Source organism: Massilia sp. MP_M2 (assembly GCF_039123635.1).
Taxonomy (GTDB): Bacteria; Pseudomonadota; Gammaproteobacteria; order Burkholderiales; family Burkholderiaceae_D; genus Telluria.
Window position 1 is genome coordinate 861500 of the sequence record NZ_JBCHJF010000001.1, and the last position, 25954, is coordinate 887453.

25 protein-coding genes are annotated in these 25954 nt (G+C 64.1%); 13 read left to right on the plus strand and 12 right to left on the minus strand.

What is annotated here, in order from left to right:
- Nucleotides 1-52 precede the first annotated feature (52 nt).
- Entirely contained in the window at nt 53-793 is a 741-nt protein-coding gene (locus RCH14_RS03865; RefSeq protein WP_343024829.1) for a ComF family protein, read from the plus strand.
- 28 nt (nt 794-821) lie between these two features.
- The gene (trmL, locus tag RCH14_RS03870; protein WP_343024830.1) at nt 822-1292 is read left to right on the plus strand and encodes a tRNA (uridine(34)/cytosine(34)/5-carboxymethylaminomethyluridine(34)-2'-O)-methyltransferase TrmL; all 471 of its coding nucleotides are present in this window, start codon (nt 822-824) and stop codon (nt 1290-1292) included.
- 7 nt (nt 1293-1299) lie between these two features.
- Here the strand turns inward: trmL and RCH14_RS03875 are convergent, their stop codons facing one another.
- A complete protein-coding gene (locus tag RCH14_RS03875) occupies nt 1300-1974 on the minus strand; it encodes a TetR/AcrR family transcriptional regulator (RefSeq protein ID WP_343024831.1) in 675 nt (224 codons plus the stop codon).
- A gap of 75 nt (nt 1975-2049) precedes the next feature.
- Between RCH14_RS03875 and RCH14_RS03880 the strand changes: the two genes are divergently transcribed.
- Both RCH14_RS03880 and RCH14_RS03885 read left to right on the plus strand, forming a co-directional pair.
- Complete coding sequence (locus RCH14_RS03880) at nt 2050-2481, plus strand: pyridoxamine 5'-phosphate oxidase family protein (RefSeq protein WP_343024832.1); 432 nt, start codon at nt 2050-2052, stop codon at nt 2479-2481.
- Nucleotides 2482-2547: 66 nt separating this feature from the next.
- A complete protein-coding gene (locus RCH14_RS03885; RefSeq protein ID WP_343024833.1) occupies nt 2548-3702 on the plus strand; it encodes an epoxide hydrolase family protein in 1155 nt (384 codons plus the stop codon).
- 37 nt (nt 3703-3739) lie between these two features.
- On the opposite strand, the gene RCH14_RS03890 is transcribed toward RCH14_RS03885, so the two are convergent.
- From RCH14_RS03890 to RCH14_RS03905, 4 genes are read right to left on the minus strand one after another with little or no spacing between them, the layout of a single operon-like run.
- Nucleotides 3740-4906, minus strand: a complete 1167-nt coding sequence (locus RCH14_RS03890; RefSeq protein ID WP_343024834.1) for a lipase — start codon at nt 4904-4906, stop codon at nt 3740-3742.
- A 14-nt stretch (nt 4907-4920) separates the two neighbouring features.
- On the minus strand, nt 4921-6090 hold the full coding sequence (locus RCH14_RS03895) for an aminotransferase class V-fold PLP-dependent enzyme (protein WP_343024835.1): 1170 nt from the start codon (nt 6088-6090) through the stop codon (nt 4921-4923).
- A 5-nt stretch (nt 6091-6095) separates the two neighbouring features.
- Entirely contained in the window at nt 6096-6569 is a 474-nt protein-coding gene (rfaE2, locus tag RCH14_RS03900) for a D-glycero-beta-D-manno-heptose 1-phosphate adenylyltransferase (protein WP_343024836.1), read from the minus strand.
- Between the two features lie 18 nt (nt 6570-6587).
- Nucleotides 6588-7778 carry a PilT/PilU family type 4a pilus ATPase gene (locus RCH14_RS03905; protein WP_343024837.1) on the minus strand — a complete coding sequence of 397 codons (1191 nt, stop codon included), beginning with the start codon at nt 7776-7778 and terminating at the stop codon, nt 6588-6590.
- Nucleotides 7779-7925: 147 nt separating this feature from the next.
- Here RCH14_RS03905 and RCH14_RS03910 point away from each other — a divergent pair, with 147 nt between their 5' ends.
- Nucleotides 7926-8873, plus strand: a complete 948-nt coding sequence (locus RCH14_RS03910) for a LysR substrate-binding domain-containing protein (RefSeq protein ID WP_343024838.1) — start codon at nt 7926-7928, stop codon at nt 8871-8873.
- Here RCH14_RS03910 and RCH14_RS03915 read toward each other — a convergent pair.
- Together RCH14_RS03915 and RCH14_RS03920 are read right to left on the minus strand one after the other, a co-directional pair.
- Nucleotides 8851-10542: a mechanosensitive ion channel family protein gene (locus tag RCH14_RS03915; protein WP_343024839.1), complete on the minus strand. Its 1692-nt coding sequence runs from the start codon at nt 10540-10542 to the stop codon at nt 8851-8853. The genes RCH14_RS03910 and RCH14_RS03915 overlap by 23 nt on opposite strands.
- A 396-nt stretch (nt 10543-10938) precedes the next feature.
- Complete coding sequence (locus RCH14_RS03920; RefSeq protein ID WP_343024840.1) at nt 10939-11604, minus strand: PAS domain-containing protein; 666 nt, start codon at nt 11602-11604, stop codon at nt 10939-10941.
- Here RCH14_RS03920 and RCH14_RS03925 point away from each other — a divergent pair.
- Nucleotides 11603-14317, plus strand: a complete 2715-nt coding sequence (locus RCH14_RS03925; RefSeq protein ID WP_343024841.1) for an HWE histidine kinase domain-containing protein — start codon at nt 11603-11605, stop codon at nt 14315-14317. The two genes, RCH14_RS03920 and RCH14_RS03925, sit on opposite strands and share 2 nt — an antisense overlap.
- A gap of 90 nt (nt 14318-14407) precedes the next feature.
- Complete coding sequence (locus RCH14_RS03930; RefSeq protein WP_343024842.1) at nt 14408-15253, plus strand: rhomboid family intramembrane serine protease; 846 nt, start codon at nt 14408-14410, stop codon at nt 15251-15253.
- Nucleotides 15254-15375: 122 nt separating this feature from the next.
- On the opposite strand, the gene RCH14_RS03935 is transcribed toward RCH14_RS03930, so the two are convergent.
- Complete coding sequence (locus tag RCH14_RS03935; protein ID WP_343024843.1) at nt 15376-15954, minus strand: PEP-CTERM sorting domain-containing protein; 579 nt, start codon at nt 15952-15954, stop codon at nt 15376-15378.
- A gap of 31 nt (nt 15955-15985) precedes the next feature.
- Nucleotides 15986-17488 carry an alkaline phosphatase PhoX gene (locus tag RCH14_RS03940; RefSeq protein WP_343024844.1) on the minus strand — a complete coding sequence of 501 codons (1503 nt, stop codon included), beginning with the start codon at nt 17486-17488 and terminating at the stop codon, nt 15986-15988.
- Nucleotides 17489-17792: 304 nt separating this feature from the next.
- On the opposite strand from RCH14_RS03940, the gene ubiA reads away from it, so the two are divergent.
- The 4 genes from ubiA to RCH14_RS03960 all read left to right on the plus strand — a co-directional run bounded on the left by ubiA (nt 17793) and on the right by RCH14_RS03960 (nt 19705).
- Nucleotides 17793-18647: a 4-hydroxybenzoate octaprenyltransferase gene (gene ubiA / locus RCH14_RS03945; RefSeq protein WP_343024845.1), complete on the plus strand. Its 855-nt coding sequence runs from the start codon at nt 17793-17795 to the stop codon at nt 18645-18647.
- Nucleotides 18648-18713: 66 nt separating this feature from the next.
- Nucleotides 18714-19034, plus strand: coding sequence for a glycine zipper domain-containing protein (locus RCH14_RS03950; RefSeq protein WP_343024846.1), 321 nt, complete (start codon nt 18714-18716; stop codon nt 19032-19034).
- Between the two features lies 1 nt (nt 19035).
- Nucleotides 19036-19419: a phage holin family protein gene (locus tag RCH14_RS03955; RefSeq protein WP_343024847.1), complete on the plus strand. Its 384-nt coding sequence runs from the start codon at nt 19036-19038 to the stop codon at nt 19417-19419.
- On the plus strand, nt 19403-19705 hold the full coding sequence (locus tag RCH14_RS03960; protein WP_343024848.1) for a hypothetical protein: 303 nt from the start codon (nt 19403-19405) through the stop codon (nt 19703-19705). The genes RCH14_RS03955 and RCH14_RS03960 overlap by 17 nt, the downstream gene beginning before the upstream one ends.
- 63 nt (nt 19706-19768) lie before the next feature.
- Here RCH14_RS03960 and proC read toward each other — a convergent pair whose 3' ends face one another.
- Both proC and RCH14_RS03970 read right to left on the minus strand, forming a co-directional pair.
- A complete protein-coding gene (proC, locus tag RCH14_RS03965) occupies nt 19769-20581 on the minus strand; it encodes a pyrroline-5-carboxylate reductase (RefSeq protein ID WP_343024849.1) in 813 nt (270 codons plus the stop codon).
- Nucleotides 20582-20592: 11 nt separating this feature from the next.
- The gene (locus RCH14_RS03970; protein ID WP_343024850.1) at nt 20593-21294 is read right to left on the minus strand and encodes a YggS family pyridoxal phosphate-dependent enzyme; all 702 of its coding nucleotides are present in this window, start codon (nt 21292-21294) and stop codon (nt 20593-20595) included.
- 54 nt (nt 21295-21348) lie between these two features.
- On the opposite strand from RCH14_RS03970, the gene RCH14_RS03975 reads away from it, so the two are divergent.
- Together RCH14_RS03975 and RCH14_RS03980 are read left to right on the plus strand one after the other, a co-directional pair.
- Nucleotides 21349-22392 carry a type IV pilus twitching motility protein PilT gene (locus RCH14_RS03975; protein WP_183556967.1) on the plus strand — a complete coding sequence of 348 codons (1044 nt, stop codon included), beginning with the start codon at nt 21349-21351 and terminating at the stop codon, nt 22390-22392.
- A 9-nt stretch (nt 22393-22401) separates the two neighbouring features.
- A complete protein-coding gene (locus RCH14_RS03980; RefSeq protein WP_343024851.1) occupies nt 22402-23538 on the plus strand; it encodes a PilT/PilU family type 4a pilus ATPase in 1137 nt (378 codons plus the stop codon).
- Nucleotides 23539-23715: 177 nt separating this feature from the next.
- On the opposite strand, the gene RCH14_RS03985 is transcribed toward RCH14_RS03980, so the two are convergent.
- Nucleotides 23716-25887, minus strand: coding sequence for a TonB-dependent receptor (locus tag RCH14_RS03985; protein WP_343024852.1), 2172 nt, complete (start codon nt 25885-25887; stop codon nt 23716-23718).
- Between the last annotated feature and the right edge of the window lie 67 nt (nt 25888-25954).

Genomic DNA, 25954 nt, shown 5'->3' on the forward strand with positions numbered 1-25954 from the left:
GTGCGTGATGAGATAATGTGGGCAGTTTAACCGTTTGTGGGACGCCGAGCCGATGCCGGACCTTCGCCCGCTGCCGACACGCATCCTGCACGCTCTGCTGGACGCGCTGCTGCCCTCCTGCTGCGCACTGTGCGGCGGGCACGCGCGGGCAGCCGTGTGCGCCGAATGCGAACGGGCGTACGTGCTGGCCGTGCCGCGTTGCCCCTGCTGCGCCAACCCGACCGGCGCGCTGGACACCGCGCGGCATTGCGGTGCGTGTCTGGCGCAGGCACCGTCATTCGACGCCACCTGGACGGCCTGCGATTACGCGGCGCCGCTCGACGGCCTGGTGCTGCAGCTGAAATTTGGCGCGCAACTGGCGCTGGCGCCGTGGATGGCGCGCGTGCTGCATGGGGCCATCGTGCCCATCGTGCATCCGGCGCCGGTGCTGCCCGACGTGCTGTGTCCGGTGCCGCTGGGGCCGGCCCGGCTGATCGAGCGCGGCTACAACCAGGCGCTCGAAGTCGCGCGCCCACTGGCCCGCGCGCTGGGCGTGCCGGTCGCCCCGCAACTGCTGCACCGGCTGCGCGAGACAGCACCGCAATCGGGCGCGGCACCCGGCGAGCGGCGCAAAAACGTGCGCGGCGCATTTGATGTGGCCAGCAGCGTCGACGTGCGGGGTCGGCATGTGGGCGTAATCGACGATGTCATGTCGAGCGGCCACACACTGGAAGAAGTCGCCGCAGTACTGAAACAGGCGGGCGCCGCGCGCGTGACGAACATCGTGTTTGCGCGCACCCCGCCACATGCATGAGCATCAAGTCTTATCAAGGAGAAGCACGTTGTTCCACGTCGTCCTGGTCGAACCAGAAATCCCGCCGAATACCGGCAATGTGATCCGCCTGTGCGCCAACACCGGCGTGCAATTGCACCTGATCGAGCCGCTCGGCTTTCCGCTGGACGACGCCAAGATGCGCCGCGCCGGCCTCGATTACCACGACTACGCCACGATGAAGGTGCACAAGGACTGGGATGCGTTCCTGCTTGATGCGCAGCCCGATCCAGCACGCATGTTCGCCCTGACCACGCACGGCTCGGCGCCCTTTGCCGACGCCCAGTTCCAGCCGGGCGACGTGTTCGTGTTCGGCCCGGAATCGCGCGGCCTGCCCCCTGCCCTGCGCGAGACCTTCCCACCCGCCCAGCGCATCCGCCTGCCGATGCGCCCCGATAACCGCAGCCTGAATCTGTCGAACACCGTGGCCGTCGTCGTCTACGAAGCCTGGCGCCAGAACGGCTACGCCGGCGGCGCCTGAACCGACGCTAATCCTCGAACGCATCCAGCAGACCAGCGCGGGCCAGCAGATCGATGGCCTCGTCGACCCGGCGCGGCGCGGCGGCGTCGAGGTGCTCGCGATCGTCGCCAACCAGCGCGCGCATCTGCTGTGGCACGATGACCAGATCGATGAAACGCTGCGCGATGGCCGTGGCTGCTGCGATCTGATCTTGCGCCGGTCCGGCCAGCGCGGCCACAATGCTCGCCACGCCGCTGTCGCGCCCGGACTGGTCCACCAGCCGCGACAATGCAGGGAGCCGCTGTGCGGTCGTTAAACAGACCCGCAGCAGCGCTACCGATTCTTCCGTAAGAGCATGCTGCAGAAGATGCAGTCCCACTGCGCGCAAGCGTTCCCGCACCGGCATGGCAGCCGGCAAGTCGGGCGCAGCCGGCGCGGCGCCCTCAAGAGCGCGGTGCACAACCGCGCTGAACAACGCGTCCTTGTTGGCATAACGTGCGTACAGCGTGGCCTTGCCGGCACCCGCCATGGCCACAACCTGGTCGCAGCTCGTCGCATCGAAACCCGCGCGCAGGAACAGCGTCGTCGCCGCATCGAGGATGCGCCGATCCACTTCACCCGCATGCTCGGCAGACGGCCGGCCGCCCCGCTTGCGCGTGGTGGGCGTTGGTTCTGGCTCCGGCAGGCTCGATGTCAGTTGCATGGCAAAATAGTCATCATATTAAACTGAACTGAATGGTATAGTTCAGTTTCTGGACTCTCAATCAAAGGTGAAGCGATGGACATGCGTTTGAAATTTCTATCTGACAATATGAGGGCAATCGATTTTGGCATGCTCTCGACCCGCACCGAAGGCGGCGCCTTCGCCAGTCGACCGATGAGCAACAACGGCGAAGTCGATTATGACGGGGACAGTTATTTTTTCACCTATGAACAAGCCCGTACCGTGGCTGACATCGGGCGCGACGCCGCGGTGAGCCTGACTTTCACCGGCGCCCCTGGTCCGCGCGGGCAGCCACCGCTGTTCATCGCGGTACAAGGCAACGCAGACCTGATTCGCGACAAGACCATGTTCGCAGCGCACTGGACGGCGGGACTCGATCACTGGTTCGAGCAAGGCGTCGACACACCGGGATTGGTCATGATACGCGTTCGCGCCGCACGAATCCACTACTGGAATGGCGCCGACCAGGGCGAGATCGTTCTGTAAAACCCAAAAGGACATGGGCCGCGCCGGTCCTGCCCACTGCCCCATCAACGACCTGACAGGCTTGCCATGCACACTGCAATCGACGCGTTTCCCATCCATATTCCAGAAGCCGACCTGACCGACCTCGCCGACCGCCTGGCGCGCACGCGCTGGCCGGATGCCGAGACCGTGAACGACACCTCGCAGGGGCCGCAACTGGCCCGCATCCGCGCACTGGTAGAGCGCTGGCAGGACGGTTACGACTGGCGCAGCACGGAAGCCGCGCTCAACGACTGGGGCAGCAGCCGTACGGTCATCGATGGACTGGGGATTCATTTCCTGCATATCCGTTCACCGGAACCGGACGCGACCCCACTGCTGCTGACGCATGGCTGGCCGGGGTCCGTGCTGGAATTTCGCGAGCTGATCGGTCCGCTGACGCAGCCACAGGCGCATGGCGGCCTGGCATCCGACGCGTTCCACCTGGTGATTCCGTCTTTGCCCGGCTTCGGCTTTTCCGACAAGCCCACCGAACCGGGGTGGGGCGTGGGCCGCACGGCGCAGGCCTTCGCGGAATTGATGCGCCGCCTCGGCTACGGCGAGCGCTGGGTGGCGCAAGGCGGTGATTGGGGCGCGGCCGTCACGAGCGCCCTGGCACATATGCGCGTGCCGGGCCTGGCGGGCATCCATCTGAACATGGTGATGTTCCATCCGACCAAACAGGAAATCGCCGACGCGACGCCAGAAGAGCAGATCATGCTCTACGATGCCGCCCGCTACGAGAGAGAATATTCAGGCTATATGAAGCTGCAGTGCACGTGCCCGCAATCTGTCGCGTTTGCGCTGGCGGACTCACCGGTGGGCCTGGCCAGCTGGCTGTACGCGCTGTTCCAGGACGTGTCCGATACCGGCGGCCAGCCGGAGCGCACGATCGCACCGGACCGCCTGATCGACGACGTGATGATGTACTGGCTGACCAATACCGGCCCGAGCTCGGCACGTTTTTACTGGGAAGGCGCGCGCGAAATGGCAAAGGGCATGCCCACCGCCCCGCTTCCCCTGCCCGCCGGCATCAGCATGTTTCCAGGCGAGCAGATGCGGCTGTCGCAGCGCTGGGCCGCAGCGCGCTTCGCCGATCTGCGCTTTTTTGGCGAAGCCGAGCGCGGCGGCCATTTCGCTGCGATGGAAAACCCGGCTGCTCTGGTCGAGCATCTTCGTGCGACGTTCCGCACGATGGTCTGACCACAGGCCTGGCGGCATCGGCCACGCCAGTAACCCGTCAGAGCCGATGGCCGAACACGCCATCGGCAAACACCTGCGCATGAAAACGCTCGCCGATCAGCCGGTGCGTGGCGGCGTCCGGATGCAGCGCATCGGGCAGCGGCAGGTGCGCGTTGTCCGATGCGCCATACAGCGCGCTGCCATCGAGGTAATGGATGTGCGCATCCGCTTCGGCCCGCTGCGCCACGATCCTGTGCAACTGCTCGCGGATGACACCCAGCGTCAGCTTGCCCTGGCGCCGCTCGGCATCATTGCCCATCGCCCGAAACAGCAGCCTGCCCTGCTCCATCGCCTTGCCATCGAACATGGTCGGCCCCGGCGTCGTTTCATGGATCGGGCACCAGGTCGGCGAGATCACCAGGAGCGGCGTGCTGCGATGCCGTCCTTCGCGGATCGTGTCGAGGAACCCGTGCACGGCCGGCCCGAACGCCCGCACCCGCATCAGGTCGGTGTTGACGAGATTGATGCCGAGCTTCAGGCTGATCAGGTCCGCAGGCAGGTCGCGGATCGTGCGCGCCGTGAATGGATCCAGCAAGGCATTGCCGCCAAAGCCCAGGTTGAACAGATCGACGCCGGCCAGGCTGGCCGCCACCGCAGGCCAGATGCCGGTCGGGTGGGTCGCGTTTGAGCCCTGGCTGATCGAGCTGCCGTGATGCAGCCAGCGGCGCTGGCCGCCAGCCAACAGCGGCGACACCGGCGCATCCGAGTGCAAGCTCACCAGCTCGGTCGTCTCGTCATGCGGCAGCCAGAGTTCGACGGTCTTGTCGCCTGCCGGCAGGTCGGCAAAGCGCAGCCAGTGCGGCTCGCCAAGATGCACCCTGGTGGCGCCGCTGATCATGTCGATGTCGAGGCGTTTGCCGCCCGGCGCGCTCGCCTGCTGGAGCAGCTTTCCATCAACGACCAAATCATAGATACCGTCGGGCCGCGGTGCCATCTTGCCGTAACGGCGCTTGGTCGGCAGCACCAGCAACTCGACGACGCGGGCCGTGGTCCGGAACGCCAGGCGCACGCCGGATGGTTGTGCTGCGGCTAGCGCCAGTTGCACATCCGGGCAATGCGCGAGCGCCCAGGCCGGCAAACGCTGCGGCAACAGGCCGGCGTCGGTCGGTTCGAGCTCGACTGCGCCATGGATCAGGTCTGCGGGAATCGGCGACAGCATGTGCATGGACGTGCCCGGCATCAGGCACCTGCCGCGTCGCGGGTCAGCACCGTCAATCCCTCGACCAGACGGTCGAGCTCATCCACTGTCGTCGTCAGTGCCACCGTGGCGCGCACGAGGCTGACGTCGCCAATATGGCGCTCTACCGTAAACACGCCGAAGCGATCCAGCAGCGCCGCCTGCACGTCGCGCGCGCGCATGCCGTCGATCGTGAACGCCGCCAGCGCCGTGTCGCCCACCAGCGGGCTCATCAACTGCAGGCCCGGCAGGTCCGCCACGCGCCGCACCCAATAATTTCTCAGCCACGCCAGCCGCGCGCCTTTCGCGGCCGAACCGCCCAGCTGCGCATGCACGTCGAGCGCCACCGGCGCAGCCATGATCGCGCTCATCGGCGGCATGCCAGCGTGCAGGCGTCCCCGGATATCGTTCGCCGGATAATCGCGGTCACCGAAATGCGGCTCGATCCGGTCGAGGCGCGCAGACCGGATGTACGCAAAGCCCAGCCCCGGCGGCGCGCCGATCCACTTGTGCAAATTAAAACCCGCGAAGTCGATGCCCATGGCCTGCACATCGACGCCCAGCTGGCCCAACGCATGCGCGCTGTCGACCAGCACGTCGACGCCGCGCGCACGTGCCAGTGCGGCGATTTCGCGCACCGGCACCGACTGGCCGTTGGCCGGGAACACCTGCGAGAGCAGGATCAGCTTCAGGCCAGGCGTATCGCGTATCGCCGTCGCATACTGTTCCAGCAGCGCGTCACCGGACAGGGGCAGCGTCAATTGCAGCTCGGTCGGCACGACGCCGCGCCGCCCTTCCAGCCACGCCATCGCGTAGCGCATCGCCGGATAATCGAGATTGCTCCACAGGACGCCGTCGCCCGGCGCCAGCCGGTGGTACTGGCCGATCAGCACCTGCATCGATTCGCTGGCGCTGCGCGTGAGCAGGATCTCGTGCGGATCGGCATTGATCAGCCTGGCCAGCCGCGCGCACAGCACCGCGTGATGCTCGAGCGCTTGCGCGCCCCGCAGGAACGGGCTCAGATGGCGATTCAGATAGTCGACCGATTCAACCAGCGCCGCCTGCACCGGCTGCGCCATCGCGCCAAAGTAGCCGTGCTCGAGATTGACGATGCCGTCGGGCGAGGCCGGATACAGGCCGGCCAGTGCCGGCATCGCAGGTGGCTTTACCATGCCGCTCAGCCCCGGATCCGCGCCACTAATTTCGTGGTCGAGCGGTCATGTTCAAAGTCGATCGCCACCGCGCGCCCGCCATACGCCAGCACGGCCTGCCCTTCGGGAATCTGGTCCATCACATAGTCGCCGCCCTTGGCATAGATGTCGGGCCGGCCTTCCTGGACGACTTCGAGCGCCGTCTGTTCGTCGAACTCGACCACCAGGCTGACCGACTCCAGCGAGGCCAGCACGGCCATGCGATCGGCCAGCGTGTTGTGCGGGCGGTCGTCGCCCTTGCCCAGCCGCTTGACGGAGGCATCGGTGTTGACCGCCACCACGAGCGACGTGCCCAGTTCGCGCGCCTGCGCCAGATAGGTCACGTGGCCGCGGTGCAGGATGTCGAAGACACCATTGGTCAGCACCACCGGTTTGGGCAGTGCGGCGATCCGCGCAGCCAGGTCGGCGCGCGTGCAGAGCTTGTTTTCAAATGAAGGCATAAATAAATAGAGGGCAGATCAATACTTGGGAGGTTCTTCGTCAGGCTCTTCGTCGAGCGCCATCGACAATTCGGATGGCCGCGCCGCGCCGGCAGGCAGGCCCGGTTCCTTGCGCTCGCCCGACAGCTTGACCTGCAGGCGCAGGCCGTTGGCCGAGTCGGCATTGCGGATCGCTTCGTCGTAGCTGATGAAGCCCTTGTTGTACAGCTCGAACAAGGCCTGGTCGAACGTGCACATGCCCAGCTCGCGCGACTTGTGCATGATCTCCTTGATGCTCTGGAAGTTCCCTTTCAGGATCATCTCGGCAATCGTCGGCGTGTTGAGCAGGATTTCGATGGCGGCCTTGCGGCCCTTGCCGTCTTCAGTGCGCACCAGGCGCTGCGAGACGATCGCGCGCAGGTTCGACGACAGGTCCATCAACAGCTGGTTGCGCCGCTCTTCGGGGAAGAAGTTGATGATCCGGTCCATCGTCTGGTTGGCATTGTTCGCGTGCAGCGTGCCCAGGCACAGGTGGCCCGTTTCGGCAAACGCGATCGCGTGTTCCATCGTTTCGGTATCGCGGATCTCGCCGATCAGGATCACGTCCGGCGCCTGGCGCAGCGTGTTCTTCAGCGCGTTGTGCCACGACAGCGTATCGACGCCCACTTCGCGATGCGTGATCAGGCAATTCTTGTTCTTGTGGACGTATTCGACCGGGTCTTCGACCGTGATGATGTGGCCGGCCGAATTGTTGTTGCGGTAGTCGATCATCGCCGCCAGCGTCGTCGACTTGCCCGAACCGGTGCCGCCCACGACCAGCACCAGGCCGCGCTTGGTCATCACGACGTCCTTGAGCACCTCGGGCAGATCGAGCTTTTCAAAATTGGGGATCTCGGACGAGATGGTGCGCACGACCATGCCGACGCTTTGCTGCTGCACGTAGACGTTCACGCGGAAACGGCAGACGTTGGGCAGCGAGATCGCAAAATTGCACTCCATTTCTTTTTCGAACTCGGCGCGCTGGCGCTCGTTCATCAGCGAGATCGCGAGCGCACGCGTGACTTCGCCGCTCAGGCGCTGCTGGCTGAGCGCTTTCATGGCGCCCTGGTATTTCATGCTCGGCGGGAAATCAGCCGAGATGAAGAGGTCGGAACCGCCCTGGTGATGCATCACCGTGAGCAGTTTGTGGATATAGACCTGGGCTTCCGCCGGGCCAAACGTGGTGGACATGCGGGCCTTTCAGAAAAGATGCATAGGCCAAGCCTATCAAGAGATTATATCGACTATCATTCTCGCTACATCATTATTTCACGGCGTGCACCCTGCTGCCCCGCTCACCACGCGGCGCCGGCAACGCGCCTAGTCGAGACACCCACCATGACCCTGACCGAACTGAAATACATTGTCGCCGTCGCCCGCGCCAAGCACTTCGGCCACGCGGCCGAAGCCTGTTTCGTGGCCCAGCCCACGCTCTCCGTCGCCATCAAAAAGCTGGAAGACGAACTGGGTGTGCTGCTGTTCGAGCGCGGCGGCTCCGAGGTCTCCGTCACGCCGCTGGGCGCGCAGATCGTCGCGCAGGCCGAGCGCGTGCTGGAACAGACCGCTGCCATCAAGGAACTGGCCAAGCAAAACAAGGACCCGCTGGCCGGCCCGCTGCGCCTGGGCGTGATCTACACGATCGGCCCGTATCTGCTGCCCCCGCTCGTGAAAAACCTGATCGACACGGTGCCGCAGATGCCGCTGATCCTGCAAGAGAATTTCACGCACAAGCTGCTGGAATTGCTGCGCCAGGGCGAGCTCGACGCCGCGATCATGGCGCTGCCGCTGCCCGACCACGGGATGGCGGTGCAGCCGCTGTACGACGAGCCGTTCATCGTGGCCATGCCCAAACACCACCCGTGGGCCAAGCGCAAGGAAATTTCAGCCGAAGACCTGAAAAGCGAAACGATGCTGCTGCTGGGCGCCGGCCACTGCTTCCGCGACCAGGTGCTGGAAGTGTGTCCCGAAATGGCGCGCTTCGCGGCGCCGGGCGGTGGCACCGGCATGCAGCGCACGTTCGAAGGCTCGTCGCTGGAAACGATCCGCCACATGGTCGCCAGCGGCATCGGCCTGACGGTGCTGCCGCGTGCGTCAGTCACCGACCTGAGCGAGTCGAACGGTTTGCTGGCCTATGTGCCGTTCACCAGGCCGGCGCCATCGCGTCGCGTCGTGATCGCCTGGCGCAAGAGCTTCACCCGCCGCGCCGCCATCGATGCGGTGATGCGGGCGGTGAGTGAATGTCATCTGGCCGGCGTCGAGATGATCACGTACGAGGCGGCGGCGTAGCGCCGGTCCAGACGGCTGGCGGCGCTGCAGCGACGGCCGACTCACCAGTTTCGCTGGCGTCGTCACCGGCCGCAGGCCCGCCCCTGACCGCTTCCAGCTGCGACGGCGAGAACACGATGGTCTGCGTCGGGAACGCCAGGCTGATGCCGGCCGCTTCGAGGCGTTCGAAGATCGTCAGCAGCAGCGTTTCGCGAATGATCACCTGCGTATCGAATTCGTGCACATCGATGTGGGAAAACACCTCGATGTTGAACGAGCGCTCGCTGATGCTGCCCAAGCGCGCGCGGTGCCCTTCGGCCATATTCTTTTCTTCGGCCAGGACTTGCTGGACGATGGCAATCGCTTCCCTCAGCTTGGCCGACGAAATGCCATAGTCGACCGCGATCACGGGATTGAACAGGAACCGGTCGCGCGCGGCGTAGTTCTCGATCTGGCGCGCCGAAAGGTCGCCATTTGGAATCGTCACGATCGTGCGCTCATTGGTGCGGATGCGGGTCGAGCGGATGCCGACGTCTTCCACGGTGCCCACCACGTCGCCGACCTTGATGAAGTCGCCCACCTGCATCGGGCGGTCGGCAATCACGGTCACGCTGCCGACCAGGTTTTCCACGGTCTTCTGGGCGCCCAGCGCCAGCGCGATACCGCCGATACCGAGCGCCGCAATCCCGGTCGTGACGTCGATGCCGAAGGTACTCAGGATCGCAATGCCCGAAAACGCCAGCAGGATGACCTTGGCGGCGCGGCGCGCCAGCGTGATGACCGAAATGACCTGACGCCGCTGGCTGCGCTGCATGCGGGCAATCGCCAGTTCAGAGATCGCATCGACCAGGCGCAGGCCGAACCAGACAAAGGCAATGACCGAGACGATGCCGGTGTAGCGCAGCAAAGTCTGGCGCGCCACGATCGATACCGGCAACTGCTCGGCCCAGTTATAGAACACGCCCACGGCAATCAACAGGCTCACCGGTGGCAAGGCTGCCTCGAAGAAGCGGTACAGGCCGTTGGCTTCCGGGTCGGGCACGAGTTTGCGCATGCAGACGACGATCAGCGCCGACAGCATCCACAAGCCGCCGAACACCAGCACGCCAAGGCCGAGCAGCAGCGCCCAGTCCTTCAGCGGTGCGCCAGCCACGATGATCTCATCGACCTCGGGCTCGGTGACCACGGGTGCGCGCTTGGTGGCCGCAGCGATCTGGGTCAGCGTCTCGCGCGACACGCGCCACACCTGATGCTCGCCGTCCTGCCCTTTCGAGAGCAGCACCGGGATTTTCTTGTCCTGGATGGCGATCTCGCCGATGCGCTCCTGCTCGACCGGCAAGTCGTCGTTCATCTTGCCGTTGGGATCGTTGGACAGCGTGATGAAGGTATCGAGCGTGCCGCCATCGTCCAGCACCGCATGGAAGGCGCGCGCCTGCGCCACGGCGCTGGTGCGCTGGCGCGAGCTGGTCGCCGGCGGCAAGTCGAAGTACAGCGCGGTGCGATCGTAGTCGGATTCGCCCAGGGCGCCGAGCAGGCTGGACACCATCGAGCGCGGCGTCTCGCGCTTGAGTGGATCGGGGGTGGCCGGTTCGGCGGCGGCGGGCGCCTCGGCATCCTGGCCGGCGGCAAACGCCGGTGGGTGGGTAAGCCCCAGCAGTAAGGCCAGGGACAGCGAGACCAGTAATCTCATCGAAAAAAATCTACTCAAAATGACTCCTTGCACTTGTGTGATCGCACGGCGAATGGCGCGGCTCGGACGGGCGTGACGGTGCTGTTATCACGACATCCGGCGCGATGGCAAGCGACCGGTCCGGCGTGACGCTGGCGGGCGCACCCGCGTCGTGGCACGCCTGCGGCTCGGCAGCGATGGGCACGCAAGTGCCGGCGCAAACACGCTGGCACGGACCTGCGATGCGATCGGTCTGGATGGCCGGACAGTGGCGCCCGGGACCCAAAGTCTAGCATCCTGTCGATGTCGCGCCCGCACTATTGCTGGCAACGCCAGGCCAGTCGCTGACGTTTCCATAGGCGGCCTCATGCTGTCAAATACCGCCGACCCAATGCATGGCGATGGTCTCGGCAGCCTTTATCCTTGTCCCATTTTTGTGCGCCTGGACACGCCCTCGATCACGCCTTCGGCAGAAGCGATCAGTGTCAACGGCTGCTGCGCGAGCGACGCGATCAGCTTGCGCGCCGTTGTGCTGCGCGTGCTGTTGCGCTCATCAGCTTCTTCGATCCGCCGGATCGTCGAAATTGACACATCGGCCATGTCGGCAAGCTTGCTGGCCGACCAGCCGAGCATCGCGCGTGCCGCACGCAAGGCGCCCGGCGTGATGTCGACGTACGGCGCCGTGGTGCCTGACGACGCAGCCGCAGGCTGCCTGAACCGGTTCAATCCGGCAATGGGGAGTACGACGCCGATCCATTTCTGGATGGTTCCCTCGACATTCACGATTGGCATTCCCCGCGCATTGAACCAACGATAGACGCCATCGGCACATCGCAGTCGATAGTCGGTGTTGTAATGCGAGCCATGCGCGATGGCTGTCATCCAGGCAGAGCGCACGCGCTCCAGGTCTTCGCCATGGATTGCATTCATCCACCCCTCTCCTTTGATGTCTTCAACGCTCTGGCCCGTCAAGGCGGCCCATTCCGGGATATCGACGATGTAGCCGTCCGCGCCAACGGCCCAGGTCACGGCGCTCGTCTCGACAAGCAACTCTAACAGCTGAGAAGTGTAAAGATTTTCCATGCGTATATTTTACATATTGAAAACGCAAATAAAGAACTATTTTCATTCTTTTCTTGAAAAAAATATTTGTGTTTTGATCCTTTATGGCTCATTTGATATGATCGCTCCTCTTGGCCTGACAATCACCATTCAAGGAAGCCGCGGCATGATCACCAACCCGGGCGTACAACAGATCGAACCGACGCCGTGTGAAAATGAACGGATCGCATTTCTGGGTCAGATTCAGCCACATGGCTTTCTGCTCGAGGTATCGCCAGATTGGAACGTCGTTCGCTGTTCCGACAACCTGGCAAATTTTCTGCCGACCGAGGTCAGCCAGGCAAGTGGGCGTCCACTCCATGAGCTGATAGGACGGCGCGCGCTGCACGATGTCCGCTGTGAATTGCAGGTCATCGGCATGAAAGGCGGCGTGCGACACCTGTTCAGTGTCCCGGTCGGTGCCGATGGGATCGACGCGCACTTGTTCGATCTGTCGGTTTCGCGTACGGCCGAGTCGATCATCATCGAATGCGAACCATCGGTGGCCGCCGGTGACGATGCCTCGGGGCGCATGGTGTCACTGCTCAGCCAATTGCGTGACGCCAGCGATATCGACCGCTTCTGCGATGTGCTGGCGGCGCAGACGCGCTCCCTCTGCGGGTACGACAGAACAATGGTCTACAAGTTTCATGAAGACCTCAGCGGCGAGGTCGTTGCCGAACGCAGCGCAGCAGGCATGGAGAGCTTCCTGGGCCTGCGCTACCCCGCCAGCGATATCCCGGCGCAGGCGCGTGCGCTGTATCTGGTCAACCCGCTGCGCGTCGTCGTCAACGTACAGGCGCAGAACGCGCTCCTGGTGCCGCTTCTCGACGCCAAAAACGAGATGCTCGACCTGTCGATGGCGTCCCTGCGCGCCGTCTCACCGGTACACATCGAATACCTGAGCAATATGGGGGTGTGCGCCTCGATGTCGGTATCGCTGATCGTCGACGGCAAATTGTGGGGCTTGCTGGTATGTCACCATAACAGTCCCCGCTACCTGGCCGCCAAACTGCGGATGGCCCTTGAGTTCTACGGCCAGATGGCGTCATCCATCATCGAGAACTTTGTCCGCCGTGGGCAGGAGCGCGGGCGCGCGGTGTCTCGCGAGACGCATATGCGCATGTTGTCGCTGGTGTCACCCAACGCGGTTGGCGAAGATAATCTGTTTGCGATGCTGTCCGACTTGCGCACAAGCTTGCATGCCAGCGGCATGGCCACGTATGTCGACGGCCTCGTGCGACGGGTTGGATCCACACCTGGCCTGCCCGCCATGATGCGGCTGGTGAAATTCTTGAACGGCGCCGCTATCAGCGAGGTTTTTACCACGCATTGCCTGGCACAGACGTGCCCGGAAGCGGTGGCCGATTGCCCGGGCGTGGCGGGATTGCTGGCCGTTCCCATCTCGCGCAGCCCGCGTGACTTCGTGCTGTTTTTCCGCGATGAGCTGGTTGCAGAGGTGAAGTGGGCGGGCAAGCCCGACAAAGTCGTGCGCGCCGATGCAGGGGTCTTGCGCTATACGCCACGCGCCAGTTTCGCGCTGTGGAAAGAACGTGTGCATGGGCAATCGGCGCAATGGAGCGATGCCGACCGTGACACGGGCGAATCACTGCGGGTCTCTCTGCTTGAAGTGATGCTCAGAATGACCGATACAGCCGAGAAGATGCGCAAGCAAAGCAATGACCAGCAAGACACGCTGATCGCCGAGCTGAACCACCGCGTCCGCAATATTCTCAATCTGATTGTCGGACTGGTACGCCAATGCGGCAACAGCGCGACCTCGGTCACGCAGTTCACCGAAGATATCAGCTCGCGCATCCACGCTCTGGCGCGTGCTCACGACCAATTGACCAGTAGCGGATGGCGACCAAAGTCGCTGAGCGATATGGTACGCATCGAGGCCGCTGCCTACCTCGGCAAGAATGCTGCCAGCGTGATCGTCATTGGCAGCGATTGGGCCATTGAGCCAGAAGCGTTCGGCACGCTGGCGTTGGTGTTCCATGAACTGATCACCAATTCAGCGAAATATGGCGCATTCAAGCACGAGGGCGGCCATGCCGAATTGCTCCTGGAGCGTGGCCCTGCGGGTGACCTTTCGGTCCAATGGTCCGAACACGGCGGCAGCGTCGTCGTGCCGCCCACCCGACGCGGCTTCGGTTCGACCATCATCGAACGTGCGATTCCCCACGAACTGGGGGGTAAAGCGGCGATCGAATTTGCGCCAGGTGGCGTGATAGCGCGCTTCGAGATTCCAGCGCGTTATGTATCAAGCAATGACGACGCACCGACCATGTCGTATCCAATCATCGCGCCAGCCCCGTCGTCCCTGCTGCCGCCGCCGATCGGAAACATCCTGCTGGTAGAGGATAATTTGCTGATCGCAATCGAAACCGAGTCAACGCTGCTGTCGATGGGTGCCGAAAGTGTGCAGGTCGTCTCTACCGTTGCCGCAGCGCTCGAGACACTTCGCCAGTTCACGCCTGACTTTGCCGTACTCGATTACAACCTTGGCCGCGAAACCAGCCTGGCCGTTGCGGAATATCTCAGCGAGCAGGGCGTGCCATTCATGTTTGTCACCGGCTACGGCGACACGGCGATCATCGACCAGCGATTCCGCGGGCGCCCTGTCGTGTCGAAGCCCTATGATGCGAGTGCATTGATTTTGCACATCGCATTGGGTGCGAAGCGGGCGTGACTGCGCCAATCGACGCGGATCAGCGATAGCGAATCGACGGCGAATCCGAAAGGTGCTATTTTCACCGGTGATTTATTTTCGGAAACAACCATGCTGACAACACCGGGCAAGCGCCCGAGCTTCTTCACGTCCCCCACCTTCTGGCTCATCCTGCTCAATATCGGCGCCTGGGTCTATCTTGGCATGAACGGCGTCGACTGGATGTCGCCCAGCCCGGCCGATCTGACCGCCTGGGGCGGCAACCTGGGCCCCTACACCCTCACCGGCGACTGGACGCGGCTGGTGACCTCGATGTTCCTGCACGGCGGCGCGCTGCACCTGGGCCTGAACATGTTCATGCTGTCGCAGATCGGCCCATTGTCCGAGGCGGTCTGGGGCCGTACACGTTTTACACTGATCTATCTGTTGTCGGGGCTGTTCGGCGGATTGGCCAGCGCCTGGTGGTATGCGAGCGTGGCCGTGCGCAATATGGGCTACGACCTGGTGCCGTCGGCGATGGGCTTCACACCCCACTTCGCGACCACGGTCAGCATCGGCGCGTCCGGCGCGCTGCTCGGCGCGTCCGGCGCCCTGCTGGTGCATGCGCTGTGCGCCGGGACGGCGGCAAAAATCGAATTGAAAGTCATCTTTCAGGTGGTGGCGCTGAATATCGGCATGGGCTTTCTGATGACCGGCACCGATAACGCGGCCCACGTCGGCGGCGCGCTGGCAGGGATCGCCATCGGCGCCTTGCTGATGTTGCCGGGGAGAGTGCTGCGGATCGGCCGTGCGGTGCAGTCGGCGCTCGTGTTCGCCGTCGGCCTAGGGGTGCTGGTGGTGCTGGTCAAGCAGCCGCCGTCCGACCAGGTCAGCCGGATCGCGCAGATCCTGCGCGCATCGGAGGCGCTCGCCGCGCAACGCGACGCGGCCCGGGCCGTGCACCCTGAACGCCCGTAATACCGTCCATGCGGTGCAACATCGGGTTGAACGCGTGGACGGCATAGCCTTCCACCCTACGAATTCGTTGTAGGGTGGGCGGGTACCCCGCCCACGCGTTCAACGCAAAGCAACCAGCCCGATCAGCCCTGGCGGCGACGGGCCACCATCAAGCCACCGAGCAGCAGCGGCAGCATCAGCGCGACCGTCGACGGTTCCGGCACTTCGGCCACAATCGAGAACGTGTCGCCAGCGCGCATGCCGCTGGTGTCGAGCAGCCAGTCGCTGCGGCCATCGACGACGGTCGGGTTCCCGAACTGGAACTCGGCCGGCTCGCCATTGGCGAACGTGATCGCCGCGTTGTAGAACGAGCTGTTGACGCTGAGGTCTTGCGTGAACGCGGTCACGGTGCCCGGCGCCGCGAAGCGGATGCCCTGCAGGCCAAAGGTAAACTGCGGGAACGACATGCCGCTCAGGTTGAGCACCATCGCGCTCAGGCTCAGCGGGCCGCCGATATCGGCTTCCTGCAGCACGAAGTTGAGCGTGGTGCCGGTGAAATTGACCAGTTCCAGGTCGAACGACACGGCGCCAGCAGCGCTGTAGTCGGTCACGATATTGCCAGCCGCGCTGTCCGAGCTGACCAGCAGCGCAGCGTGGGCCGGCGCCAGGGTCGAGAACGCCAGCGCGGCCAGGCCGGCGGCGACGAATTTGTTGATGGTCATGGTGAATATCCTTGAATGAATGCGGTGAGAATTACAGCGGACCCTTGGCCCACGGACCCGAGATCGCGAAGGTGATGCCTGGCGTCTGGATATTGACAAACAGGTAGCGGCCGGTCGGATCGAAGCAGGCGCCGGCAAATTCATTGCCCCGGCCATCGCCGGCAAGCGCCGTCGACTTGCCGGCGGCGCTCAGCTGGGCCGTCGTCAGGTTGACATTGTTCTTGGCGAAGATGTACGCATCACCGCCGCCCGTCAGGCCCATCAGGCGCTGGCCGAAGCCGAACTGGTCGGTAATGGCACTGGACGAGTCTTCGCAGATCAGGATCGCATTGCGCGGGCTGACCGTCAGGTTGTCGCCCATATTGCCGACCAGCTGACTCGGGCTCGAATAGATGCACTTGAGCGTCTGGCTGGCCAGATCCAGTTCCCAGATCGCGCCGCGATTGACGGGGCCGCCCGACGTGTCCATCACGTACAGTTTGCCCTGCGCGTACCAGATACCTTCGCCACGGTTCATGCGCAGCGCGCCCTTGGCCCAGCCCTGGTTGAACGGACCGGCGGCATTGCTGATCGCCTGGCCATTCAGGCCCACGCTGTTGCCGCGGTTGGCGTCCGGGTTGGGGATCGACACCCATTCCAGTTCGTAGGTGTTGTCGACGCTGGCCACGGCCAGGTTGACGTTGTTGACGCCCTTGACCTTGGCCATTTCGAGCACGCCACCGCGCGCCAGCGAACCGGCGGCGCCGGTCTTGATGTCCGGTACGTAGCGATAGAAGCCCGACTTGCCCGACGAATCCTCGGTCAGGTAGACGTTGCAGTTGGTCGGGTCGACGGCGGCGGCTTCGTGCGCGAAGCGGCCCATGTTGACGATCGGCTGGCCGGTTGTCTGGCGCGGATCGGCCGTCACTTCGAACACGTAGCCATGCTTCTTGCCGCCGGCGGTGATCGCGTCGGAACCGACTTCTTCGCAGGTCAGCCACGTGCCCCATGGCGTGACGCCGCCGGCGCAGTTCTGCTGCGTGCCGCCCAGGCTTGGCGTCATGCTGACCCAGTCGCCGTCGCGGAACACCAGGTTGGTCGTGCCGCCGCACGAGCGGTTGGTCGTGCTGGCGCTAATGGTGCCGCCGTCGTAGAAGCTGTACGCGTTGATGAAATTGCCAGCCGCACTGCTGGTAATTTCATGATTGCGCACCAACACCTGTTCGGTGCTGCGGCCGACCTTGCGCGTGGCGATCACACCCATGCCGTCGTGGCCGGCCGGGCATGGGCGGCCATCGGTCATGGTGTCGCCGCGCCAGCCATAGCTCTTGTACGTGAAGCCGGGAGGCAGTTGCAGCAGCGGCAGGCCGGTGCTCAGATCAGCGACTGGCGCGATCGTGCCGTACGGGCTGTCGATCAGTGCGGTGACGCCATTGGCGGCCGCTGCTTCGCGTGCGTGCAGCGCAGCGAAGGCGCCGACGAATGGCAGCGCGCCCGCGCCGGCGATGCCCTTGAGCAGGTTGCGGCGCGACGGCGACGTGTCGTGGTTGTTCATGTGTACTTCTCCATTAATGGGACGTGCGAGCCGGTGGGCCGGCATCTGAAATGTTGGCAGCGCCGAACCGGCGGCCCGCCTGTCCTTACCACCACGGCTCGGACCGATGCATTAAAGCAAACGATCGTGTCAAGTTAATGACAACAAAAAGACAATTTTTTGGCATACACCATTGGTCGTGACACATGCTTGTCATGCCCGCAGCATGACGCCTGCTGGTGCAAGGGCGCGCCGCGTGGCGTCCTCAAACCGGCTAGAATTGCTGTCTTCCGATCAATATTTTTTGCCACAAAAAGCGAACACGATGAACAAGCTCGCGCTCTACTTTCGCCTGATCCGGGCCGACAAGCCGATCGGCATCCTGCTGCTGCTGTGGCCAACCCTGTGGGCGCTGTGGATGGCCTCCGGCGGCGTGCCCGCCCTTCATGTGCTGGCGATCTTTGTCATCGGCACGGCACTGATGCGCTCCGCCGGCTGCGCCATCAACGACTATGCCGACCGCGACTTCGATCGCCACGTCAAGCGCACGGTCGACCGGCCGCTCACGAGCGGCAAGATCCGGGGCTGGGAAGCGGTGATGGTCGCGGCGGTGCTGGCGATCGCGTCGTTCCTGTTGATCCTGCCGCTGAACGCGCTGACCAAGCAGTTGTCGGTGGTGGCCGTGATCGTCGCCGGCACCTACCCGTACTTCAAGCGCTTCTTCGCCATTCCGCAGGCTTACCTGGGCATCGCGTTCGGCTTCGGCATCCCGATGGCGTTTGCGGCCGTGCAGGGCGCGGTGCCGGGCGTGGCCTGGTGGCTGCTGGTGGCCAACGTGTTCTGGGCCGTGGCCTACGACACCGCGTATGCGATGGTCGACCGCGACGACGACATCAAGCTGGGCATGCGCACATCCGCCATCACGTTCGGACGTTTCGACGTGGCAGCCATCATGCTGTGCTACGGCGCGTCGCTGGCGATCTTCCTGCTGTGTGGCTGGTCGCTCGGCCTGCGCTGGTGGTTCGTGGCCGGTGTGGGGGTGGCAGGCGCGATCGCGCTGTATCACTACACGCTGATCCGTTACCGCGACCGGACGAACTGCTTCAAGGCCTTCCGCCATAACAACTGGCTGGGGGCCGCACTGTTCATTGGTGTCGCACTAGATTATGCATTAGGTTAATATTGTCCAAAATGCATTCAGCGCTGCTCCGGCAGCGCGATCGACCACCACACCAAGAGGCCCAATATGATCGAAAAAATCCCGACCCAGACCAATACCCGTGACCAGCTGGTCAACGACCTGAAGAGCGTCATCGGCGACGCGGAATCGTGGCTGCGCAACGGCAGCCAGTTGACCGGCGAAGAACTCAAATCGGCCAAGGCCAGGTTCGAGCAGACCCTGGCCTCGGCCAAGGTCGGCCTGATCAACGCTGAAGAAACCGTGGTCGAGCGCACCAAGGTCGCCGCCAAGGCCACCGACGAATACGTCAAGGACAACCCATGGAAATCGGTTGGCCTGGGCGCTGCCATCGGTGTCGTCATCGGCATGCTGATCGTCCGTAAATAAGATGACGATCCCCGCGACCATCTCGCGCATCGGGGCCAATCTGCTGGCCATGCTGCGCACGCGGTTGGAACTGGCAGCGCTCGAACTGCAGGAAGAAACGCAGCGCTTGTTCGGCTACGTGGCCTGGGGCATCGCTGCCGCCTTCTTCGGCGTGGTCGCGGTGCTGCTGGCAATCCTGTTCGTGCTGGTGCTGTTCTGGGACACGCACCGCCTGCTCGCCGTTGGCGGCATGACGCTGCTGTTCGCGCTGGGCAGTGTGCTGGCGTTCTTCAAGGTCCGTGGTGACCTGACGACCCGTGGGCCGATCATGGCTGCCACGCTGGCCGAACTGCGCAAGGATGCGCAAGCTGTCAAAGGAGAGCCGATCGATGACCACAAACTCTGAACCACTGGCGGTGCGCCGCCGCCTGCTGGCGGCGCAATGCGCCGAACAGCGCGCCCAGATGTCGGCCGACGTGACGCTGCTGCGCACGCCGTCGGCAATGGGTGGCACCACGGGCTACGTGGCGCAGCACAAGAAAGCCATTCTGACTGCCGCCGGCGTCGGGGTGGGCATCCTGCTGACCAGGCCCACTTGGGTGGTCGGTGCGATCACCGCAGGGTTGTCGGCCTACAAGCTGGCGCAGAAGGTGTTACCAGTGCTGGGGTGGCGGAAGTTCGAGGTGCATTGAACCCCGCACTGCCGCATCACACAAGGGGGCGTCCGCATTGGCGGCGCCCCTTTTTTCATGCGCTCAATCCTGACCCAGCTCGTCCCCGAGCGCCTTGCCACGCGCTGCCGCGGCCCGCATCGCCGCGACGATCGCGCCTTTCACACCCGCCGCTTCCATGCTGTCGATGGCTGCATGCGTGGTGCCGCCCTTTGACGTCACGCGCGCGCGCAGCACGTCGACGGCTTCAGGCGACTGCGCCGCCAGTTGCGCCGCGCCGGTGAACGTGGCCAGCGCCAGTTCCCTGCCCTGCTCCGCATTCAGGCCCATCGCGCGCGCGGCTTCCTGCATCGCTTCCAGAAAATAGAAGACATACGCCGGGCCGCTGCCCGATACCGCCGTCACCGCGTCGATCTGCGCTTCGTCGTCCAGCCACACGGTCTTGCCGACCGCGCGCATGACGGCGTCGGCCTGCTCGCGCTGCGCGGCGCTCACGCCCGGCTGCGCCGCCATGCCCGTCACGCCCATGCCGATCAGCGCGGGCGTGTTGGGCATCGTGCGCACGATGGCGTCGTAGCCGCCCAGCCAGCGTGCCAGATCGCTGCTGCGGATGCCCGCCGCGATCGACAGCACCAGTTGCCGCGTCAGGTGCGGCGCGAGCGCAGCGGCCACTTCGCGCATCTGCTGCGGTTTCACGGCCAGCACCACGACTTCAGCGTGCTGCACCCCCTCGTCGATGGCGGTCGCAGTGCCCACGCCATAGTCGCGTGCCAGGCGCTCGAGTGCTTCGGGATTGCGATCCACCACGTGGATGTGCGCGCCGGAAGCCGCGACCTTCACGAGCCCGGAAATCAAGGCTGCGGCCATATTGCCGCCGCCGATAAAGACGATCTTCATGCGTGGTCCTGTCAGGTGTAATCGCGTTTGCCAAAAATGGCGCTGCCGACACGCACGATCGTCGCGCCCTCGGCGATTGCGGGCGCCAGGTCGCCCGACATGCCCATCGAGAGCGTATCCAATTCAAGGCCTTCAGCGCGCAGCGCGTCAAACAGGGCGCGCACGCGCGCAAAGGCGGCGCGCTGTTCTGCGACATCGGCGGTCGGTTCGGGAATCGCCATCAGGCCGCGCAGGCGCAGGTTCGGCAGTTGCGCGACCTCGCGCGCCAGCGCCGGCAAGTCCTCGGGCGATGCGCCGCTCTTGCTGGCCTCACCGCTGATGTTTACTTGCAGGCAGATATTCAACGGATCCAGTTCGGGTGGCCGCTGCTCGGACAGACGCTGCGCGATCTTGAGCCGCTCGACCGTATGCACCCAGGCGAAGCTGGCGGCGATGGGCCGCGTCTTGTTACTCTGGATCGGGCCGATGAAATGCCACTCGACGGCCGCATCTGGTTGCGCCTGCGCGACGCTTGCGATCTTGTCGAGCGCTTCCTGCAAATAGTTTTCGCCGAACGCCAGCTGACCGGCGGCCATCGCATCCAGCACCGCCTGCGCAGGGAACGTCTTCGATACGGCCAGCAACTGGACATCGTTGCGCGCGCGTTCCGATGCCTTTACGGCATCGGTGATTGTTGCTTCGACAGCTTGCAAGTTCCCGGCGATTATGGACATAATGATTTTCTATAGGAAATATTTTTGAGGCCGTTTGCGGCACAGGGATTATAAATGGACATATCGGAATTACTCGCTTTCTCGGTCAAGAACAAGGCCTCGGACCTGCACCTGTCGGCCGGCCTGCCGCCGATGATCCGCGTCCATGGCGATGTGCGCCGCATTAACCTGCCGCCGCTGGAGCACAAGGACGTGCACGGCATGATCTATGACATCATGAACGACGGCCAGCGCAAGCAGTACGAAGAAGTGCTTGAGTGCGACTTTTCGTTCGCGATTCCCGGCCTGGCGCGTTTTCGTGTCAACGCGTTCAACCAGGAACGTGGCGCCGCCGCCGTGCTGCGCACGATTCCGTCCAAGATCCTGTCGCTCGAAGACCTGAATGCGCCGAAGATCTTCGGCGAACTGGCGTTGAAGCCGCGCGGCCTGGTGCTGGTCACGGGCCCGACCGGCTCGGGCAAGTCGACCACGCTGGCGGCGATGGTGAATCACCTCAACGAACAGGAATATGGCCACATCCTGACGATCGAAGACCCGATCGAATTCGTGCACGACTCAAAAAAATGCCTGATCAACCAGCGCGAAGTCGGCCCGCACACGCTCTCGTTCAGCAATGCGCTGCGCTCGGCGCTGCGCGAAGATCCGGACGCGATCCTGGTCGGCGAGTTGCGCGATCTGGAAACGATCCGCCTGGCGCTGTCGGCTGCCGAAACGGGCCACCTCGTGTTCGGCACGCTGCACACGTCGTCGGCCGCCAAGACCATCGACCGTATCGTCGACGTGTTCCCGGCTGAAGAAAAAGAGATGGTGCGCGCCATGCTGTCCGAATCGCTGCAGGCCGTGATCTCGCAAACGCTGCTCAAGACCAAGGACGGCTCGGGCCGCGTGGCGGCGCACGAAATCATGATCGGCACGCCGGCCATCCGTAACCTGATCCGCGAAGCCAAGATCGCCCAGATGTACTCGGCGATCCAGACCGGCAGCAATGTCGGCATGCAGACGCTCGACCAGAACCTGACCGACCTGGTACGCCGCAACATGATCTCGTCGGTGGCTGCGCGCAGCGCCGCCAAGATCCCCGAAAACTTCCTCGGCTAAGGGCCCTTGATGGAACGCGACCAGGCTACCAAATTCATGTTCGACCTGCTGCGCCTGATGGTCACCAAGGGCGGCTCGGACCTGTTCATCACGGCGGGCTTTCCGCCGGCGATCAAGATCGACGGGCGCATGACGCCCGTCTCGAGCCAGCCGCTCACCAGCGGCCACACGGGCGACCTGGCGCGCGCCATCATGAACGACAAGCAGGGCGCCGGGTTCGAGCTCACGCGCGAAGCCAATTTCGCGATCACGCCGGGCGACCTGGGGCGCTTTCGTGTCTCGGCCTTCATGCAGATGGGCTGCGTAGGCATGGTGCTGCGCGTGATCACCACTGCGATCCCGAAGTTCGAGGAACTGAGCCTGCCCGATACGCTCAAGGACGTCGTGATGACCAAGCGCGGGCTGGTGATCATGGTCGGCGCAACAGGCTCCGGCAAGTCGACAACGCTGGCGGCGATGGTCGGCTACCGCAACGAGAACAGCTACGGCCATATCATCACGGTCGAAGACCCGGTCGAATTCGTCCACCCGCACCGGAACTGCGTGATCACGCAGCGCGAAGTGGGCGTGGACACCGACAGCTTTGAAGCGGCGCTGAAAAACTCGCTGCGCCAGGCGCCCGACGTGATCCAGATTGGCGAGATCCGCGACCGCGAAACGATGGAGCATGCGATCGCGTTCGCCGAAACGGGCCACCTGTGCCTGGCCACGCTGCACGCCAATAGCGCCAACCAGGCGCTGGACCGCATCATCAACTTCTTCCCCGAAGAGCGCCGTCAGCAACTGCTGATGGACCTCTCGCTGAACCTGAAAGGCCTGGTGTCGCAGCGCCTGATTCCGAAGAAGGAATCGAAGGGCCGCGTGGTGGCGATCGAGATCCTGCTGAACTCACCGTTGATTTCGGACCTGATCTTCAAGGGCGAAGTCCATGAGATCAAGGAAATCATGAAGAAGTCGCGCGAGCTGGGGATGCAGACGTTCGACCAGGCGCTGTTCGACCTGTACGAGGCCGACAAGATCACCTACGAAGACGCGCTGCGCAATGCGGACTCGGTCAATGACCTGCGGCTGAACATCAAGCTCAATAGCAAGCACGCGAAGAACCGCGATTTTTCGAGCGGGACGCAGGCGTTGGGGTTGGTGTGATGGGGTGGTGAGATGGGTTGGTGACGTAGGGTGGGCGGCTATGCCGTCCACGCGGTGATGGTTAGCGCCAAATTCATCCGGCACGAAATCGGCACCGATACCGATCACCGCGTGGACGGCGCAGCCGTCCACCCTACCCGGTAAGGTCAATCGGGCGCATCGATTCACCCGCGGCGATTAAAACCGAGACTCCAGCGTCACCCGCGCCATCGCCTGCCCATCGGCAAACGTCGTCCTGCGCTGCACGCCGTTATCGTCCGCATAGCGCGACTCGGACACCGCATCCTGGCGCAGCAGATTGGTTGCCGCCAGCCGCAGCTGGTAGGTCGGGTTGAGCTTCCACAGCGCATACACGTCGAGCTCGCGCCGCACGCTCTGGTAGCGTGACTGCTCCACGTTCACGCGCACGTTGCCGCCGTTCTTGAAGGCGAAGCTCGCGCCCGTCGTGAGCTTGCCACCCGGCGCCTTGTAGTCCACGCCGAGCGTGCCCGATACAGGCACCTGCTGGTCGAGCCGGTTGTCCGGCCCCGGCACCGCATCGATGCGCGACCAGTTGCGCGCCAGGCTCGCGCGCAGGTCGATGTCCGGCACGTCCTGCAACACGGCCGACAGCGGAAACTTCGCCTCCAGCTCCAGGCTGCGCGTGAGCGCATCGCCATCGTTGACCGGCGTCTGGATCCAGCGGGCGTCTTCGACGATGAGGCCTTGGCGCGTGTAGTCGCTGATGCGCCGCACCGACAGGCTGGCGCTGAGCAGCGCCTTCTCGGCCCAGTAATGTTCGTAGGACGCGTCGATGCCGGTCGCCAGTTCGGGCTTCAGGTCGGGATTGCCACGATAGTCAGGGTCGGTCTGGCTGTTGTTCGGGGTCGTGAAGCGTCGCGGGATCAGGCTGCCCGTGAGGGGTGCCTTGAAGGTGCGGGTCAGCGCCACGCGTACCTGATCGCGGCTGTCGGGCAGCTTGTAGAGCGTCTGCGCGAGCGGACTCCAGACGCTGGCGCGGTTGGTGCTGGTCTCGAACGTGTTGCCGCTGCTGCGCGTCTCCAACCCTTCCCAGCGCAGGCCCGCATACATCGACCATTGCTTGGTCACGTTCCACTCGTCCTGGACGAACAGCGCCAGGCGCTTGAGGGTAGCCTCGTATTCTTCATTGCGGCGCAACGTCGTGCCCGCGAGCGGGAACCGTTCCACCTCGCCGCGCGCATCGTCGCGCACCGCGTAGCCGGCATCCCAGCCCATCGACAGCGCATGGTCTTTTTTCCACGGCCGCGAATACTTGCCCACCGCCGTGACGCCAGCTTCGTCGGTGTCGCTGAGAACCACCGAGTCACGCGCCAGCCGGGCGACGCCGTCCGTCGTGCGGGCGTCTTCTTCATGATAGTTGCCATCGCTGCGCATGCCGTTCACGCCCAGCTTCAGATCCAGCTTCGCGCCCTCGTCCAGATTATGCATCCAGTTCAGGTCCGAGCGCACCACGGTGCTGCTGCCATCGCTGGTCATGCTGCGCGCGTCGTACCGCGGGGGCAGGCCAAGGACGGTGTCGACCACGGCGCCACCCTGGTAATCGGTGCGCTGGTGCGTCACGAGCGACTGCCAGCTGACCGTATCGCCGTTCTCCAACGTCCAGTTCAGCCGCGGCGTGAGGTTGATACCCTGCGGTTTGCCACGATCGGTCTGCACGGTGCGCCGCACGAAGGTGGGGCGTCCGGTGGCATCGATCTGCGATTCTTCGAATGGCGACGGGCGGTCGAACTCGTAGCGCCAGGCGCTCGCGGCGAGCGAGTACGACATCTTGCCGACGCGGTCCGACATGCTCAAGCTGGCCGAAGGATTGCTCACCTCCCCGCTTTTGCCGTAGCCGACGCGCAGCTCGCGCTGCGCATTTTTTACCGCGCGCTTGAGGACGATGTTGATGGTGCCGGCGATCGACTGCGTCGAGAACTCGGCGCTGGCGGCGCGCAGGATTTCGATGCGCTCGATCGAATCGGGCGACAGCCCGTCGATGTCGAAGCCGGCCGGCGCGCGCTCGCCATCGATCAGGATCTGTGTGTAGCCGCTGCCCAGGCCACGCATGCGGATCTCGCCACCGCCACGCCCGGCGCCACCACTGACCGTGATCCCCGGCAGGCGCTTGAACACGTCGAGCACCGAGGTGTCGCCATAGCGCCGGATTTCCTCGGTCGAGACCACGATCTTGCTGGCGGTATCGTCACGGCGCGGATCATAGCCGTTGGCGTCGGCCTTGACTTCGACCTTCTGGACAGTGTCCGTGGAAAGTGCCGGCGCCGGTGCGTTCTGGGCGTAGGCAGGCAAGGCAGACAGGGAAAGCGCGACGAGCGTGGGGCGAAGCATCTGGGGGGACAGTCATGACAGATTCAAAGGTGCCGTATTCTGTCATGCCCCTGCTGCCGCAAACGGC